This window comes from Roseococcus thiosulfatophilus (assembly GCF_017311575.1).
Lineage (GTDB): Bacteria > Pseudomonadota > Alphaproteobacteria > Acetobacterales > Acetobacteraceae > Roseococcus > Roseococcus thiosulfatophilus.
Window position 1 is genome coordinate 70,274 of sequence record NZ_JAFFQY010000001.1, and the last position, 14,809, is coordinate 85,082.

General features: G+C 71.2%; 13 protein-coding genes. 5 read left to right on the forward strand and 8 right to left on the reverse strand.

The genetic code is table 11. The features are described from left to right. Positions 1–4: 4 nt before the first annotated feature. A complete protein-coding gene (locus tag JTN19_RS00350; protein WP_206928819.1) occupies positions 5–2,299 on the reverse strand; it encodes a TonB-dependent hemoglobin/transferrin/lactoferrin family receptor in 2,295 nt (764 codons plus the stop codon). A 201-nt stretch (positions 2,300–2,500) separates the two neighbouring features. Between JTN19_RS00350 and JTN19_RS00355 the strand changes: the two genes are divergently transcribed. Next, entirely contained in the window at positions 2,501–3,478 is a 978-nt protein-coding gene (locus JTN19_RS00355; RefSeq protein ID WP_206928821.1) for a Bug family tripartite tricarboxylate transporter substrate binding protein, read from the forward strand. Positions 3,479–3,489: 11 nt separating this feature from the next. Next, positions 3,490–3,948 carry a DUF3237 domain-containing protein gene (locus tag JTN19_RS00360; RefSeq protein WP_206928823.1) on the forward strand — a complete coding sequence of 153 codons (459 nt, stop codon included), beginning with the start codon at positions 3,490–3,492 and terminating at the stop codon, positions 3,946–3,948. Between the two features lie 19 nt (positions 3,949–3,967). On the opposite strand, the gene JTN19_RS00365 is transcribed toward JTN19_RS00360, so the two are convergent. Beyond that, a complete protein-coding gene (locus tag JTN19_RS00365) occupies positions 3,968–4,282 on the reverse strand; it encodes a SemiSWEET family sugar transporter (protein WP_206928832.1) in 315 nt (104 codons plus the stop codon). An 85-nt stretch (positions 4,283–4,367) separates the two neighbouring features. Here JTN19_RS00365 and JTN19_RS00370 point away from each other — a divergent pair, with 85 nt between their 5' ends. Further along, a complete protein-coding gene (locus JTN19_RS00370; protein ID WP_206928834.1) occupies positions 4,368–5,162 on the forward strand; it encodes an enoyl-CoA hydratase/isomerase family protein in 795 nt (264 codons plus the stop codon). 51 nt (positions 5,163–5,213) lie between these two features. Continuing rightward, the gene (locus JTN19_RS00375) at positions 5,214–5,426 is read left to right on the forward strand and encodes a DUF4287 domain-containing protein (protein ID WP_191085517.1); all 213 of its coding nucleotides are present in this window, start codon (positions 5,214–5,216) and stop codon (positions 5,424–5,426) included. Positions 5,427–5,443: 17 nt separating this feature from the next. On the opposite strand, the gene JTN19_RS00380 is transcribed toward JTN19_RS00375, so the two are convergent. Further along, the gene (locus JTN19_RS00380) at positions 5,444–9,172 is read right to left on the reverse strand and encodes a histidine kinase N-terminal 7TM domain-containing protein (protein ID WP_206928843.1); all 3,729 of its coding nucleotides are present in this window, start codon (positions 9,170–9,172) and stop codon (positions 5,444–5,446) included. A 294-nt stretch (positions 9,173–9,466) separates the two neighbouring features. Here JTN19_RS00380 and JTN19_RS00385 point away from each other — a divergent pair, with 294 nt between their 5' ends. Next, on the forward strand, positions 9,467–10,726 hold the full coding sequence (locus JTN19_RS00385; protein ID WP_206928845.1) for an MFS transporter: 1,260 nt from the start codon (positions 9,467–9,469) through the stop codon (positions 10,724–10,726). Here the strand turns inward: JTN19_RS00385 and JTN19_RS00390 are convergent. The 5 genes from JTN19_RS00390 to pqqD all read right to left on the reverse strand — a co-directional run bounded on the left by JTN19_RS00390 (position 10,723) and on the right by pqqD (position 14,703). Next, positions 10,723–11,451 (reverse strand): tellurite resistance TerB family protein, encoded by a 729-nt coding sequence (locus JTN19_RS00390; protein WP_206928847.1) that lies wholly within the window; start codon positions 11,449–11,451, stop codon positions 10,723–10,725. The genes JTN19_RS00385 and JTN19_RS00390 overlap by 4 nt on opposite strands. A gap of 63 nt (positions 11,452–11,514) precedes the next feature. Next, entirely contained in the window at positions 11,515–12,096 is a 582-nt protein-coding gene (locus JTN19_RS00395; protein ID WP_206928849.1) for a c-type cytochrome, read from the reverse strand. Further along, entirely contained in the window at positions 12,096–13,298 is a 1,203-nt protein-coding gene (locus JTN19_RS00400) for a PQQ-dependent sugar dehydrogenase (RefSeq protein ID WP_206928851.1), read from the reverse strand. The genes JTN19_RS00395 and JTN19_RS00400 overlap by 1 nt, the downstream gene beginning before the upstream one ends. Positions 13,299–13,372: 74 nt before the next feature. Further along, the gene (gene pqqE / locus JTN19_RS00405) at positions 13,373–14,452 is read right to left on the reverse strand and encodes a pyrroloquinoline quinone biosynthesis protein PqqE (RefSeq protein WP_206928852.1); all 1,080 of its coding nucleotides are present in this window, start codon (positions 14,450–14,452) and stop codon (positions 13,373–13,375) included. Continuing rightward, complete coding sequence (gene pqqD, locus JTN19_RS00410; RefSeq protein ID WP_206928861.1) at positions 14,446–14,703, reverse strand: pyrroloquinoline quinone biosynthesis peptide chaperone PqqD; 258 nt, start codon at positions 14,701–14,703, stop codon at positions 14,446–14,448. The genes pqqE and pqqD overlap by 7 nt, the downstream gene beginning before the upstream one ends. Between the last annotated feature and the right edge of the window lie 106 nt (positions 14,704–14,809).

The following is a 14,809-nucleotide window of genomic DNA, read 5'->3' on the forward strand; positions in this document are numbered from 1 at the left end:
GCCGTCAGAAGGTGTAGCGCGCGCCCACGCGGAAGCTGGTGCCCGGCGCCACCTGCAGCTCGATGGGGTTGGTGCGCTTCGTGTCATCCGTCGTGAAGCGCGATTGGTTGTAGGCAGTCCCGCCCGGGGCCAGCGGCACGTAGCGGGCGTTCAGCAGGTTGAAGACGCCCGCGTTCAGCTCCAGCCGCTCGATGGGCCGCCAGGAGGCCGTGAGGTCGAACACCGTATAGGCGGGCGGACGGTAGCGCTGCGGGTCGCTCACCTGCGTCACCCCGGCCGAGGTGATGTTGTTCAGCGAGACGCGCAGCCCGAGGTCCGGGTCCTCATAGGTGACGCCGCTGCTGATCAGGAAGGGGCGCGCGCCGTCGAAATTGGTGCGCGCCGCGCCGCGTGTGGCGCGCTGCGTCCCTTCCTGCCAGGACGCGGAAGCCTGCAAGAGCCAGCGCGGATGCGCCCGCCAGGCGCCCGCCACCTCGATGCCCTGCAACGTCACCTCGCTGAGGTTCTGGTAGGTGATGTCGATGCTGTTCGGGATGCTGACGAAGCTCTGGATGAAGTCCGTGTATTCGGCGCGGAAGGCGCCCAGGCTGAGCCAGGCGTTCTGGAGCTGCATCCGCACGCCGGCCTCGTAGCTGCGAACCTGCTCGGGCCGCAGGTTCGGGTTGGGGATCAGGTTGAAGGTGGTGCTGGGCAGCGAGGTGAAGAGCTGCTCGGCGGTGGGCATCTTGAAGCCCTCGCCATAGTTTCCGTAGAGCGAGAAGCGCTCATCCAGCCGCAGGATGGCGCCAACGCCGAAGGCGAGGTTCGTCTGGTCGAGCGTGCGCGGCTCGCGCCCAGCCACCAGACGGTAATCGGCATCGGGGCGCGGGCTGATGTTGGTGTTGGAGAGGCGCATCCCGGGCGTCAGCGTCAGCCGACCGCCAAGCACCGCGATCTCGTCCTGCAGGAAGCCCTCCAGCCGGCGCGTGTCGGCATTGGCGAAGTTGAAGCCGCCGGCGCGGGTGGTGGTGGTGACGCCGGTGGCGAGGTTGGTGGTCACGTCCTGCCGCGCATAGTCGGTGGCGGTGACGCTGCCCGCGAAGCCATAGGTCAGCACATGGCGCGCACCCAGCAGGTCGAAGCTGGAGCGGAACTGCGCCTCGCCCTGGATCAGGTCCTCCGAATAGGTCAGCGCGTCACGCACCGTCTGCTCCTGGCCATTGGCCAGGCGGCGCAGCCGCGTGCCCGTGCGCTCGATGGTCTGGGGCGAGTAGCCCAGCATGACGCGCACCTCGTCCAGCCAGTCGAGACCCGGGCGATACTGCCCGTCCACCGCGAAGAGCCCGCGCCTTATGGTCTGGTTGCGGAGATAGGAGAGGTTGGTGATGCCCCCTGTGGCCGGCCCCAGGTCGAAACGCTGGTCCACATCCGTGCTGCGGTCCAGCCATTCGCCCGTCACGCGCAGGCGCACATCCGGGTTGGGGTCCCAGACGATGCGGCCGAAGACGTTGTTGCTGCTGATGTCCAGCGGGTCGAAGCGGTCGCAGGGCGTGGCCTGGGGGTTGCGGGGGCAGTTCCAGATGCCGCCCACGGAGCGCGAGCGCGTGCGCCGCGGCTCATTCGCATCGCGCCGCTGGTAGGAGAGCATGGCCGAGACATCGCCCGCCCGCACCGCATAGGTGCCGCGGGTGATCAGGCTGTTGTCCAGCGAATCCCAGCTGGTGCCGACCTCACCGCCCCAGGTCCGGCCGGCGCGGATCAGGTCGTTGGGGTTGCGGGTGATGTAGTTCACCACGCCGCCCAGCGCGTCCGAGCCATAGAGGACCGAGCCGGGGCCGCGCAGGATTTCCACGCGGCTGAGGTTCCAGGGGTCCACCACGTCGCGCGTGTTGTCGGTGATGCGCTCCAGCGTGCGGAAGCCGTCCACCAGCGTCAGCACGCGGTTGGCGCCGACGCCGCGAATGGTGATGCCGCCCAGGCTGCGGAAAGGGTCGGTGCCGCTGGTCTGGCGGTTCACGAAGACGCCGGGGGTGTAGCGGAACACGTCCTCGGCGTTGCGGACCATGCGCTCGTCCAGTTCGCGGCCCGGGATCACGTCCACGGTGGCGGGCGTGTCGAAGAGGCGGCGCTCGTTGCGCAGCGCCGTGGTGTTGACGGGAGGCAGCAGCATGCCGGCGTCGAGGCGGACATCGGCCGGGTCCGGCGCTGGGGATTGGGCGCGGGCGGCGCCCCAGGGCGGGGCGGCGATGGGCGCAAGGCCGCCCGCGATCAGCGCGATCGCAAGCGGGGTCCGCCGCCGGCGGCGGGATGGGTGGGGCATGGTGTGGCTCTCCCAGGGTTGAGAGCCATACTGCAACTGAGAATCATTCTCATTGTCAAGAGGCTGTCCGAGTGGGAGGGCTGGTCGAGAACCGCGCGGCAAGGCCGCCAGAACATTTACACCTGTCCATCTTTCAGGAATAAATCAGGGAAAGCACAAGCGCGGCCATTGCAGGACGCGCACCCCGGAGAGAAACCCAAGATGACCCCGCACCTGTCCGGGCGCCGCGCCTTGCTGGCCGGCGCCGCCGCCATGGTCCCGCTCCAGGCCCGCGCCGCCCTGCCCGACCGGCCGGTGCGCATCGTCGTGGGCTTCGGTGCGGGCACCGGCCCCGACCTTCTGGCCCGCATGGTGGCCGACGCGCTGAAGGATTCGCTGCCGGCCGGCGTCATCGTGGACAACCGCACCGGCGCGGGCGGCGTCATCGCGGCGCAGGAGGTGGCGCGCCTGCGGGGCGAGGAGGGCACCACCCTCATGCTGGGCGGCGTGGGGCCGCTGACCATGGGGCCCAGCATCTTCGCCTCCCTGCCCTATGATCCGGGGCGGGACTTCGCCTCCATCGCCTTCCTAGCCGCGCTGGACTTCGCGCTGGTGGTGCCGAACTCCGTGCCCGCCGAGGATTTCGCGGGCTACCTGCGCTGGGCCGCCACCCAGCCGCAACTGCCCATGGGCACCTTCGGCGCCGGCACCCCGGGCCATTTCGGCGCGGCCATCATGGGCGTCACCTCGCGCCTGCCGGTCGAGGCCGTGCACTTCCGCACCACGGGCGATGCGATGACGGCGCTGCTCAACGGCACCACCAAGGGGCTGTTCGGCACCATCGCGCTGGTGGCACCGCATGTGCAGGCGGGGCGCCTGCGGGCGCTCGCGGTCACCGGGCCCGAACGCTCCAGGGTGCTGCCCGAGGTCCCCACCATGGGCGAGCTGGGCCGGCAGGACCTCGTCTTCAATTCCTGGTTCGGGCTGGTGGCCCCGAGCGGCACGCCGCCCGAGACGCTGGCCGCGCTGGAGGCGGCGGTGCTGCGCGTGATGGACACGCCCGAGATGGCGGCGCGCCTGGAACAGCGGGGTTTCCGCCCCTCGCCCCTCGGCCGCGCGCGGTTCGACGCTCTGCGCGCGGAGGAAACGGCGCGCTGGGCGGAAGTGGTGCGGTTGACCCGCTTCCAGGCTCTGGATTGAGGCCGCGCCCCATGTCCATCTCTCCCAGCCTCGAATTCGTCGGCCAGCTTGAAGTCCAGGTCGCCGCACCCATCACGGTGGGCCAGGGCCCGATGGGCCTGCGGCGCGTCATTCCCATCCTGGGCGGGCGGCTCTCCGGCCCCCGCCTGTCGGGCGAGGTGATGCCCGGCGGCGCCGACCACCAGGTGATCCGCCACGACGGGGTGGTGGAGCTGGTGGCGCGCTACACGCTGCGCCTGGACGATGGCGCGCTGGTCTATGTGGTCAACAGCGGCCTGCGCGACGCCTCGCCGGAGGACGCCGCGAAGCTCCTGCGGGGCGAGCCCGTGCCGCCCGAGCGCGTCTATTTCCGCACCGCCCCGGTCTTCGAGACCGGCGCCGTCGCCCATGAATGGCTGCACCGCCGCCTGTTCCTGGGATATGGCGAGCGCGATCCGGCGGCCGTCCGCATCCGCATCTTCATGGCCTGAAAGGGGGAACCCGCGGGCGCTATCCACCGCTCTCAGGCGGGACCGACAGCGCCTCCGCCACCGCGTTCTTCCCCCGCCGCGGCAGCAGCTTCATCACCAGGATGAAGCCCGACAGCAGCAGGCAGATGCCATTGGTGACGATCAGCGGCCATTGGCCCAGCAGCCAGCCATAGGTCAGCCAGAGCGCGAAACCCACCACCGTCACGGCATACATGGCGGCGGAAATGCTGGCGGTGTCGCGCGTGCGGATCACCTTCCACGCCTGGGGCGTGAAACTGGTCACCGAGGCGAGGGTGGCGAGCCCCCCGATGATCGGCGCCGCTTCCATGTCCATGCGGCGATGAACGCGCGGCCACGCCCCGGGTTGGCCCGGATGGCGCCCTCCTGTTTCATGGCCCGAACCACGCGAGGACACGCCCATGCCCACCGTCGAGACCGAAACCCACGGCCAGGTTCTCATCATCCGCATGAACCGGCCGGAGCGGCTGAACGCCCTGAACCACGAGATGCGGACCGAGCTTGCCCGCACCTGGACCGACTTCCGCCACGACCCGACCCTGGAGGTGGCCATCCTCACCGGCACGGGTCGCGGCTTCTGCGCCGGCGAGGACATGAAGGAATCGCTCGCTGATGGTGCGCCGGGCGGCCGCCCGCTGGAACTCGAAGACCCGTTCCGGGCGGGCACGCTGGAAAAGCCCGTCATCGGCGCCATCAACGGCTTCGCCATGGGCGGCGGCTTCATGCTGGTGGAGCGCACGGATCTGCGGGTGGCCAGCATCAACGCCATCTTCGAGGTCTCGGAGGCGAAGCGCTGGCTGCTGGGCGGCTACAACCACGGGCACCTGGCCAACATGCCCTATCCCATCGCGATGGAGATGGCGCTCGGCTACCGCTTCACCGCCGAGCGGTTTTTCCAGTTGGGTTTCCTCAACCGCCTCGTGGCGCCGGAAGAACTGATCCCGACCGCGCTGGAGATGGCCCGCCACCTGCTCACCCTGCCGCCCGCCGCACGGGTGAACACGGTCCACATGATGCGCCGCATGCGCCCCGCGCCCAGCCCCGCCCAGCAGAAGCTGGCCGCCGCGCTGCACGAGCATGGCGCGAAGAGCGACCTGATCGAAAGCCGCGCCGCCTTCGCCGAGAAGCGTCCGCCCCGTTTCCTGGGCTGGGACGACCCCCAGGACCGCTATCGCCTGCCGGACCTGATGGAATGATGGCGCAGTCCCGTTGACAGCCAGCCCGTGCGCGAGCTTCGCTTTCCCTCCATGACCGAAGAGAAGACCAAGGGTCCAGCCTCCTACTTCCCGGCGATCGAGAAGAAATACGGCCGTCCGGTCGCCGAATGGCAGGCCCTCATCCGCGCCGCCTTGCCCGCAAGGCACATGGAGCTTGTGGCCATGCTGAAGGAACGGCACGGCATGGGGCATGGCCATGCCAACGCGCTGGTCGCGCACACGCTGGCCAAGGGCGAAGGCTGACCGGCAGGGCGCGGCACCTATCCCTCGCGTCCGTCCAGCCAGGCGCGCAAGGCCGCAAGGCTGGGGGCGAGTTCGCTTCGCAGTTCGTCCAGCGCCTCGGCCGGGTCATCCTCCGGCCGCGCCTTGAGCTGCGCCTCCAGCCGGGCGGCGGCCTCCGCCAGCAGGGGTGCGCCCACCATGCCGGCCAGGCCCTTCAGCGTGTGCGCGGTGCGGCGCGCATCGGCATGGGCGCCGGCCTGCCACTGCGCCGCCACCTCGGCGGGAGTGGCCTCCATCATGGGCAGGGCCTCGCGCAGCGTTTCGGCGAAGAGGTCCGGGTTGTCGCCCAGGCGCGCGATGGCGGCGGGAATGTCGAGCAGCGGCGCATCCAGCGCCACGGGCTCGCCTGGCGGCATGGCGGCGGGCGCGGCCCCCCAGCAGGAGAGCAGGGTCTGCACCAGCGTCTCCAGGTCGAAGGGCTTGCCGACATGCGCGTTCATGCCCGCGGCCAGGCAGGCATCGCGGTCGCTCCGCATGGCGTTGGCGGTGATGGCGATGATGGGCAGTTGCCTGAGGCCCAGCCGGCCGCGGATCAGCGCCGTCGCCTCGAGCCCGTCCATCTCGGGCATCTGCAGGTCCATCAGCACGGCCTCGAAGCGGCCGGGCATCTCCGTCAGCAGCTGCACCGCGATGCCGCCATGTCCGGCGACGGTGACGAGCGCGCCCTCGGCCTCCAGCAACTCCCGCGCGACCTGCTGGTTGATGACATTGTCCTCCACCAGCAGCAGGCGCCGGCCGGCCAGGCGTCGCGTGCCTGCGCGGGCCTCTGCGCGGGGGGGAAGCGCGCCAGCACCCTCCACCAGCTCCCGCAGCTGCGCCGGCGTGAAGGGCTTCACCAGGAAGCGGCCGGGCGGGCCGCCGGCGGCGATATAGCCCTCACTGCCATGAACCGTGCCCATGCCCAGCACGCCCTCCCATTCAGCCTCGGGCGTGTCCGGCCGCAGGCCTTCCACCAGCACCGCGTCATAGCGCTGGGCCTCGCGCCGCGCGCGGGCAGCGGCGACGTCGGCGACGGCCTCGGCCCGCCAGCCCAGCCGGGCCGCCAGCCGGGGCAGGATGTCGCGCGCCGCCGGGTGCGGGTCCACGAAGAGAAGGCGCTTCGCCGGGCCTGGCAGCCGGGCAGGCGCCTCGGGCAGGTCGAGCTCCAGCGCGAAATGGAAGCGGCTGCCCTGCCCGGGCGTGCTCTCCACCCGCAACTCCCCGCCCAGCAGCGCCACGAGGCGCTGCGAGATGCCAAGCCCGAGGCCCGTGCCGCCGAATTTCCGCGTGGTCGAGGCTTCGGCCTGAAGGAAGCCCTCGAAGATGCGCGGCATGTTGTCGGCGGCGATGCCGATGCCCGTGTCGCGCACCGCGAATTCCAGGCGCGCCCGGCCCGCCTCCCGCGCCAGCACCCGCGCCGAGACCACCACCTCCCCCGCCTCGGTGAACTTGATGGCTTTGCCGGCCAGGTTCAGCAGCACCTGGGCGAGGCGCAGGTCATCCACCAGCACCTGCGTCGGCAGGCACGGGTCCAGGTCGAAGAGCAGCTCGATGGGCTTGGCCCCCAGGTTGGCCGCCAGGATCACCCCCAGTTCGCGCAGCATGGCGTCGAGCGAAACGGGGCGCGGGTCGAGCGCGATCTTGCCCGCCTCGACCTTCGAGAAGTCCAGGATGTCGTTCAGCAGCCCAAGCAGGGCGCGCGCCGCCCCCTCGGTCTTGCCCACATAGTCCGCCTGTCGCGCATCCAGGCTGGTGCGGCGCAGCAAGGCCAGCAGCCCAAGGATGGCGTTCATGGGCGTGCGGATCTCGTGGCTCATATTGGCCAGGAAACGGCTCTTGGCGATGGAGGCGGCCTCGGCCTCCTGGCGCGCGGCGACCAGGGCCGCCTGGCCCTCCCATTGCGCGGTGATGTCGGTCAGTGAGAGCACGACGCGGCCCGGCGTCAGCGCTGTCGCATGCATGGGCGCCGCGTTGACCGAGAGGATGCGCCGCCGCCCGTCCGGACCCTCCACCCCCAGGCGAAGGTCGCGCACGGGCCGGCCGGTCCGCATCACCACGGGAAACGGAAGGTCCTCCTGCGCCATGGGCCCGCCTTCGGGCGTGGTGTAGTGCCATTCCGGGTCATTGATGCGGGTGGCGAGCAGCGCGGCCCGGTCCATCTCCAGCAGGCGCTCGGCCTCGGCATTGGCAAAGACGATCTGCTTGTCATCATCCACCGCGAGAATGGCCGAGACGGAGGTCGCCATGAGGCGCGAGAGGAAGTCGCGCTCGCTCTGCAGCGCCTCCTGCAGGGCCCGGGTCTCGGTCAGATCCGTCAGGATGGTCCAGTAGAGCCCGGCGCCGGCGGCCACGGCCTGCAGCTCCGCCATGACGAAGCCGCCATCGCGGCGACGGATCTCGGTCACGACCGGCCCCACGCGCCCGCCCTCGGGGAGGGTCGCCGCCTCGGCCAGCGCGGCCCGGCCGGGGATGGAGAGCAGGTCGGACAGCTTCCCGCCCGGCGTGGCCGCATGGGCCGTCATGCCCGCGAAGGTGGGATTGACCTCGCGCAGCCGTCCGGTCGCCGTCTCGACCAGCGTGATGCCGAAGGGAGCGAGGTCGAAGAGGTTCCGCAGCAGGCGCCGCTGGTTCTCGATCTCGTGCAGGCGCAGCTGGCTGATCTCGAGCGCGGTCTCCAGCTGGCGGGCATTGCGCCGCAACTCCGTCGTGTCGTTCAGCATGATGACGGCGCCGATCAGGCCGCGACCCTGGCCCAGCGGCTTGTGGATGGGCGTGGTCGTCACGTCGAAGAAGCGGCCGTCGAAGCCCAGGCTGGCGGGGGCATCCATCCCCTCCGCCGCCGCGCCGAAGCCCTGCATGTGGGGCCATTGCCAGATGGGCTGGCCCACGCGGCCACCGGGGAAGAGGCGCATGGCCTCCGGATTGGCCCCCGTCACGGTGCCGGCCACGTCCAGCACCAGCACGGGCGAGCCGAGCTGGTAGTAGAGCACGTCCCGGGCGATGGCCGTCAGGTCGAACATGCGGTTGGTGAAGATGAGGCCGGTGTAGAGCACCAGCACCGCCGCGAAGGCGAAGGGCGTCGGGTCGAACCCCGCGACCGTGGCGCCATGGGTGATGTAGGCGAAATTCGCCGCCAGCGGGATGGCGGTGATGAAGAGCAGCAGCAGGAAATAGGGACGGTGAGCCACCGGGGCCCGGAAGGCGCCGGCGAGGACGACGCCCAGCGCCGTCAGCAGCGGGACGTAGAGCCAGGCCGCGGCGATGTAGAAGAGCGGGCCGTGGTCGAACACGCCCGACAACCTTCCATCCGTCCATGCCAGCGCGGTGCCGGGGCCGTAGAACAGCCCATGCCAGGGGTTGGTCCAGGCCATGAGGGAGACAGCCAGCACCGTGCCCCACAGCAGCACGGCCTCCGTCCCGCGGTGGCGAATGGGCATGTGAAAACAATAATGCAGCAGGAACAGCGCCCAGGCCGTGGGCAGCAGCGCGATGGCCGGCCAGGCGGCCGCCGCGAAGAACATCTTGCAGCCCATGACGGGCGTCGCGAGCTCGCCCAGCACCATGGCCAGCCACCACAGCATGGCGAAGTTGCACAGGATGAAATGCGGCCGACCGAAGAAGGGGTGTTGGCGCAGCACCCAGCTCGTGACGGTGGCCACGCCCAGCCACACCGCCACAACCGTGAGTTCCGCGGCACCGGGCGTGGTAAAGGCGCAGCCGGTCAGCATGGCCCGTCCACCGCGGAACACACGACAGGCAGGCGGAACGGGACGACGGGCAAACCCTTCGAACTCCTGGTACGGGGCGCGCGTGGCGGCGGGTCCGCAAATTTACGATATTTCCAAGGGCCTTGCCATTCGGCCGCCGCGCAAGGGCGGAAACTCTACCACAGATGGACATTCGCGATTGCAGCATTTGCACATGACGAAATGGGGCCGGGACGGGCGGCCCCTTCCGCCCGCCGTCCCGGTGACTAAAGTTCTGCCAAAGGCGCGCCCCCTGGCGTGCCGTGGAGGAGACCCATGCGGCAGGCCGGGGCCACGCGCCCAGCGGCGCCACCACCCCGCTCGCCCTTCAGCCAGCGCAGCTTCCGCTTCCAATGGCCGTCCGACCTCGCCACCTCCTGGGCCTTCGAGATGGAGACCCTTCTGCTGGCCTGGTTCGTGCTGGTGGAGACGGGTTCCGTCGTGGCCCTCACCCTCTTTGGCGCGCTGCAGTTCCTGGGCACCCTGATCTCACCCCTCTATGGCGTGGCGGGTGACCGGGTGGGGCAGCGGCGGGTGCTGCTGGCCATGCGCGGCTTCTACGTGGTGCAGGCGGCGGTGCTGGCGACGCTGGCGCTGACCGGGAACCTCGGCGTGGTGGCCGTCTTCGTGATGGCCTTCCTGATGGGGCTGGTGCGGCCCTCCGACATCGGTGTGCGCAATGCGCTGATCGGCGCCACCATGCCGCCCGCGCTGCTGCCGCGCGCGCTCGGTGTGGAGCGCGTCAGCATGGATGGCGCGCGGGTCGTGGGGGCGCTGACGGGCGCGGGCCTGGTGGCATGGCTTGGCATGGGCCCCGCCTACCTGGCGGTGACCTGCCTTTATGCGGTGAGCCTGTTGCTGGCGCTCGGCATCCGCGAGGTGCCGCCCGACGCCGCGGGCCGCGTGGCTGCTTCGGCGCGCGCCATCTGGGGGGAACTCGCCGCCGGCATGGGCCACGCGCGGGACCACCCCGCGCTGATCGCCCTGCTGGCCTTGGCCTGCCTGACAAATTTCGCGGCCTATCCGCTGACGGGCGGGCTGCTGCCCCATGTGGCGCGCGACATCTACGGGCTGGAACAGACGGGGCTCGGCACGCTCTTCGCCTGCTTCTCGGGCGGAGCGTTGCTGGGGTCGCTGCTGATCGGGTTCGGCGGGGTGGGGCCCTGGCCCGCGCGGCTGATGCTGGCCTCGGCCGCGCTGTGGTTCGCGCTGCTGCTGGTCTATGCCTGGATCGAGGTGGCAATGCTCGGCATGGTGCTGCTGCTGCTGACCGGGTTTTTGCAGAGCCTGTGCATGGTGCCGCTCTCGGTGCTGATCCTGCGCATCACGGCACCCGCCTTCCGCGGGCGCGTCATGGGCCTGCGGATGCTGGCCATCTACGGCCTGCCCATGGGGCTGCTGCTGGCCGGAATCGGCGTCGCCTGGATGGGCTTCGCACCAACGGCCACGCTCTTCGCCTGCTTCGGCCTGGCGGCGACACTATGGATCGGCTGGCGATGGCGGGCGGCGCTGCGGGCGGCGGAGGCGCTGGGCTAGGCCCCCTCCCCCGCCGCCTCGCGCAGCTGGGCGTCGAGCTGGGCGCGCAACTCGGGCGGCAGGCGGAGCGCGCTGGCCAGCGCGCCCAGATAGGCGCGTTCCGAGGCGTTGTGCGTCGTGCCCATGGCCATGGCGGAGGCGAGGTAAAGCTCCGCCCCCTGTGCCGGCGTCGCGGCCAGCGCCGCCACCGCGCGCGGATCGGCCGGGGTTTCGAGAATGCCGAAGATCTCGCCCTTCTCCTCATCCGAAAGGTCGAGCCGCTCAGCCTCGGCGAAGATGCGCTCACGTTCCCCGGCATCGAGCGAGCCATCGGCGCGTGCGGCGGCGACCATGGCGCGGATGAGGGAGAGGCCGAAGGGCTTGCCGGCGCTGTCGGCCGCGTCGGGCTGCGCGAAATCGGCCTCGGCGGGGGTCTGGACCGCGCCAGCCTGCTGCGCCTGCCACTGGGAATAGGCGCGGTGGGCGAGGAGCCCGAGCAACGCCATGCCCCCGGTGCGCGCGAGGCCGCCGCCCAGCACCGCGCCCAGCAACCCACCGGCGGCGGCGGCCTGGCCGCCCGTGGCGGGCGGGCGGATGCGACCCAGCATGTCGCCCAGGGACCCGCCGAACATGTTGCCCATCGGGCCTGTGCCCGGCGGCGCCTCGCCCGGACGCGCGCCAGGGGTCGGCCCCGCCGCGCCGGGGCCCATCATCTGCTCCAGGATGTTGCGCAGGTTGATCGCCATGGCCGTCTTCCCCTAGAAATGCCTGGGGAGAACGCCGTGGCGGGTGCCGGGATGCCGCCCCCGTCAGCGATGCGCGAGATAATGCGCGATGGCGCGGATGTCCGCGTTGGTCATGCCGTGCATCACGCCGTTCATCTGCGTGTCCATGCCCACGCGCAAATTGTCGCGGTATTCGGCGAGGGTGTGCACCAGGAAATCCTCGCGCTGGTGGTTGATGCGCGGCACCTGGGCCTGGCCCGAATAGTCCGGGCGGTGGCACGTGGCGCAATTGCGGGCGGCCGAAAGTTCGGCGCCGCGCGCGGCCAGCGCCTCGTTGCGCGGATCGGTGGCGGCGGGCCCCGAGGGCAGCGCGGCATAGAAGGCCGCGAGGTCCTCGATCTCGGCATCCGTCAGGCCGCGGGCGGGCTCCATCATGGCGGGCACCGGGCGCAGCCCCTCGCGGAACATGATGATCTGGACCAGGAGGAACTCCGCCTGCTGCCCGGCCAGGGAGGGCATCAGCGGCACGGCGCTGATGCCGTTCGCCCCGTGGCAGGCGGCGCAGTTGCGCGCCTCGGCCAGGGCGGCGCCGCGTGTGGCATCCCCGGCCCAGGCAGGGGTCGCGGCGGCCAGCAGGGCCGCCGCGAGGTAGGTCAGCGCCCGCATCAGCGCCGGTAGGTGATGCGGAAGATGGCGCCGTTCTGCTCATCGGAGACGAGCAGCGAACCATCGGGCATGGTCATCACGCCGGCCGGACGGCCGCGGAAGCGCTGGTTCTTGTCATCGCGGAAGCCGGTCAGGAAGGGTTCCTGCACCAGGCGGCCGCCTTCTTCCTCGCGCACCACCACCACCTCGTAGCCCGCCAGGCGCTCACGGTTCCAGGAGCCGCGGTTGGCGATGAAGAGCGCGTTGCGATACCGCTCGGGGAAGGCGGTGCCCGTGTAGAAATGCGTGCCGATGGGCGCCACATGCGGCCCCAGGATCAGCGCGGGCGGCGGGAACTCGCTGCACAGACGGCCGCTCACCGCCGGGTCCTGCCAGCCGCTGGCGCACCAGGGGAAGCCGTGATGCTCGCCGCGCCGCAGGTTCACGTGCAGCGTGTCGGAGGGGTTGTCATTGCCCGCCCAGTCGCGCCCGTGGTTGGAGAACCAGAGCTGGCCGGTGCGGGAGTGGAAGTCGAAGCCCACGGAGTTGCGCACGCCCCGCGCCTCGATGCGCCGATCCGTACCGTCGGGGTTGAAGCTCGCGATCAGGGCGTAGCGCTCGCCATCCGTGTCGCAGATGTTGCAGGGCACGCCGCGCGGCAGGTAGAGGCGCCCATCGGGCCCGAAGGCGATGTGCGTCCAGCCATGGTGCGGCGCCTCGGGCAGGTTGAAGGCGGCCGTCAGGTCCACCGGCTGCGGGTTGGACAGGTTCTGCTCGACATTGTCCACGCGCAGCATGCGGTTGATGGCCGAGATGTAGAGCGCGCCCTCGCGGATGGCGAGGCCGGAGGGCTGCTGGAGCCCCTGCATGAAGGTGCTGACCCGGCGCTCGCCCCCCTCCTCGCGCACCGCATAGACGCGGCCGATGCCGCGGGTGCCCACGAAGATGGTGCCGTTGGGGCCACGCACCATGACGCGCGCGCCGGGCAGGCCATGCGCCCAGAGCTCCACCTGGAAGCCCTCCGGCACGCGAAGCTGCGCGGTGGGAAGCTGGTCGGGCGGCGTCACGGTCAGGCGCCCGGCATGGGGGGCCAGGGTGGAGTTGGCCATCTCGGGCGAGCGGCCCTGCGCCCAGGCCGGCGGCGGCGCGCCCTGCGCGAGAGCCAAGCCCGGCGCCAGCAGGAGTGCCGCGCCGGCCAGCGCGGGGATGATCTTCGTGGTCATGGGTCCCTCCGGTTTATTGGCGGTTGCCATGACTAGAAGGGCGGCAGGCGGTGCCCCGCAAGGGGCGTGAACGGTCAGCGCGCCCGGCCATATTGCCGATAGCGGAACGCCTCACCCTCCGCGTGCGTCACCGCCGCCTGCAACAACCCGTGATGGGGCGAAAGGGCGCAGGCGGGGTCCGTCGCCGCCGCATCGCCGGTGAGGGCGAAGGCCTGGCAGCGGCAGCCGCCCCAATCCACCTCGCGCCGGTCGCAGCTTTGGCAGGGCTCGGGCATCCAGGCGGTGCCGCGGAAAGCGTTGAAGGCGGGGCTGTCGGCCCAGGCGGCGGCGAGGCTCGTCTCGCGCGCATTGGGGAAGGTGAGGCCTGTCAGGCTTTCCGCGGCATGGCAGGGCAGGATGTTGCCGGCGGGCGAGACGCCGAGGAAGCGCCGCCCCCAGCCGCCCATGCAGGCCTTGGGCCGCGTCGCGTGGTAATCCGGCACCACATAGTCGATGACCAGGCGCCCCTTGTGTGCCACGCGCGCGGCATCCACCACGCGCGTCGCCTCGTCCAGCTGCGCGCGCGTGGGCAGCAGCGCGTCGCGATTGGCCAGCGCCCAGCCGTAATACTGCACATGCGCGACCTCGAGCCGCGCGGCACCCCATTCCAGCGCGCGCTCCACCAAAGCGGGCAGGTTGTGCAGGTTCTGGCGGTGGACCACGGCATTGAGCGTCAGCGGCAGGCCCGCCGCGCGCACGAGCGCCGCCGCACGGGCCTTGGCCGCATGCGCGCCCTTGAGGCCGCCGATGCGCTCGGCGCCGGCCTCGTCCGCGTCCTGCACCGAGAGCTGCACATGGTCGAGGCCCGCCGCGACCAGCCGCTCCATCAGCCCCGCATCGAGCAGGACGCCGGCCGTGATGAGATTGGTGTAAAGGCCCGCCGCGCGGGCGGCGGCCGTGATCTCCACGATGTCCCGCCGCGCGGTCGGCTCCCCGCCCGAGAGATGCACCTGCAGGCAGCCCAATGCGGCCGCCTCCTCGACGACGCGCGCCCATTCGGCAGTGGTGAGTTCGGCGGCCGCCCGCGCCAGCTCCATTGGGTTGGAGCAGTAGGGGCAGCGCAGCGGGCAGCGATGGGTCAGCTCCGCCAGCAGGGCGAGCGGGGCGTCTACCACGTCACCGCCCCCCGGGCGCGGAGGTCCTCCAGCAGCGCGCGCACATCGGCGGCGATGACCTCGGCGGGTGCCGCGTATTGCTCGGCCAGCGCGGCCACGATGGCGGCCTCGTCCCGCGCGCCATCCACCAAGCGCAGCACGGCCAGCGCCGTCTCGTCCGGCAGGAACATGCGCTCCGGCGCCATGACCATCCAGCGGTTGCGGGCGCGGTCCTCCTGTAGGCGGACGCCAGGGGCGAAGCGGGGGGTCATGCCGCCTCCGATCGCCGGAGGGCATCAGCCCGGAGGCGGGAATCGGTGGCGCTCATGCCGCCCCCGATCGCCGGAGGGCACAAGCCCGGAGGCGTGAATCGGTGGC

Excerpts from the sequence above, each read along its gene's own strand:
- pqqD (WP_206928861.1), bottom strand. The coding sequence starts at position 14,703 with ATGACCCCCCGCTTCGCCCCTGGCGTCCGCCTACAGGAGGACCGCGCC.
- JTN19_RS00380 (WP_206928843.1), bottom strand. The coding sequence starts at position 9,172 with ATGCTGACCGGCTGCGCCTTTACCACGCCCGGTGCCGCGGAACTCACG.
- JTN19_RS00360 (WP_206928823.1), top strand. The coding sequence starts at position 3,490 with ATGTCCATCTCTCCCAGCCTCGAATTCGTCGGCCAGCTTGAAGTCCAG.
- JTN19_RS00385 (WP_206928845.1), top strand. The coding sequence starts at position 9,467 with ATGCGGCAGGCCGGGGCCACGCGCCCAGCGGCGCCACCACCCCGCTCG.
- JTN19_RS00355 (WP_206928821.1), top strand. The coding sequence starts at position 2,501 with ATGACCCCGCACCTGTCCGGGCGCCGCGCCTTGCTGGCCGGCGCCGCC.
- JTN19_RS00365 (WP_206928832.1), bottom strand. The coding sequence starts at position 4,282 with ATGGACATGGAAGCGGCGCCGATCATCGGGGGGCTCGCCACCCTCGCC.
- JTN19_RS00375 (WP_191085517.1), top strand. The coding sequence starts at position 5,214 with ATGACCGAAGAGAAGACCAAGGGTCCAGCCTCCTACTTCCCGGCGATC.
- JTN19_RS00350 (WP_206928819.1), bottom strand. The coding sequence starts at position 2,299 with ATGCCCCACCCATCCCGCCGCCGGCGGCGGACCCCGCTTGCGATCGCG.
- JTN19_RS00370 (WP_206928834.1), top strand. The coding sequence starts at position 4,368 with ATGCCCACCGTCGAGACCGAAACCCACGGCCAGGTTCTCATCATCCGC.
- JTN19_RS00400 (WP_206928851.1), bottom strand. The coding sequence starts at position 13,298 with ATGACCACGAAGATCATCCCCGCGCTGGCCGGCGCGGCACTCCTGCTG.
- JTN19_RS00390 (WP_206928847.1), bottom strand. The coding sequence starts at position 11,451 with ATGGCGATCAACCTGCGCAACATCCTGGAGCAGATGATGGGCCCCGGC.
- JTN19_RS00395 (WP_206928849.1), bottom strand. The coding sequence starts at position 12,096 with ATGCGGGCGCTGACCTACCTCGCGGCGGCCCTGCTGGCCGCCGCGACC.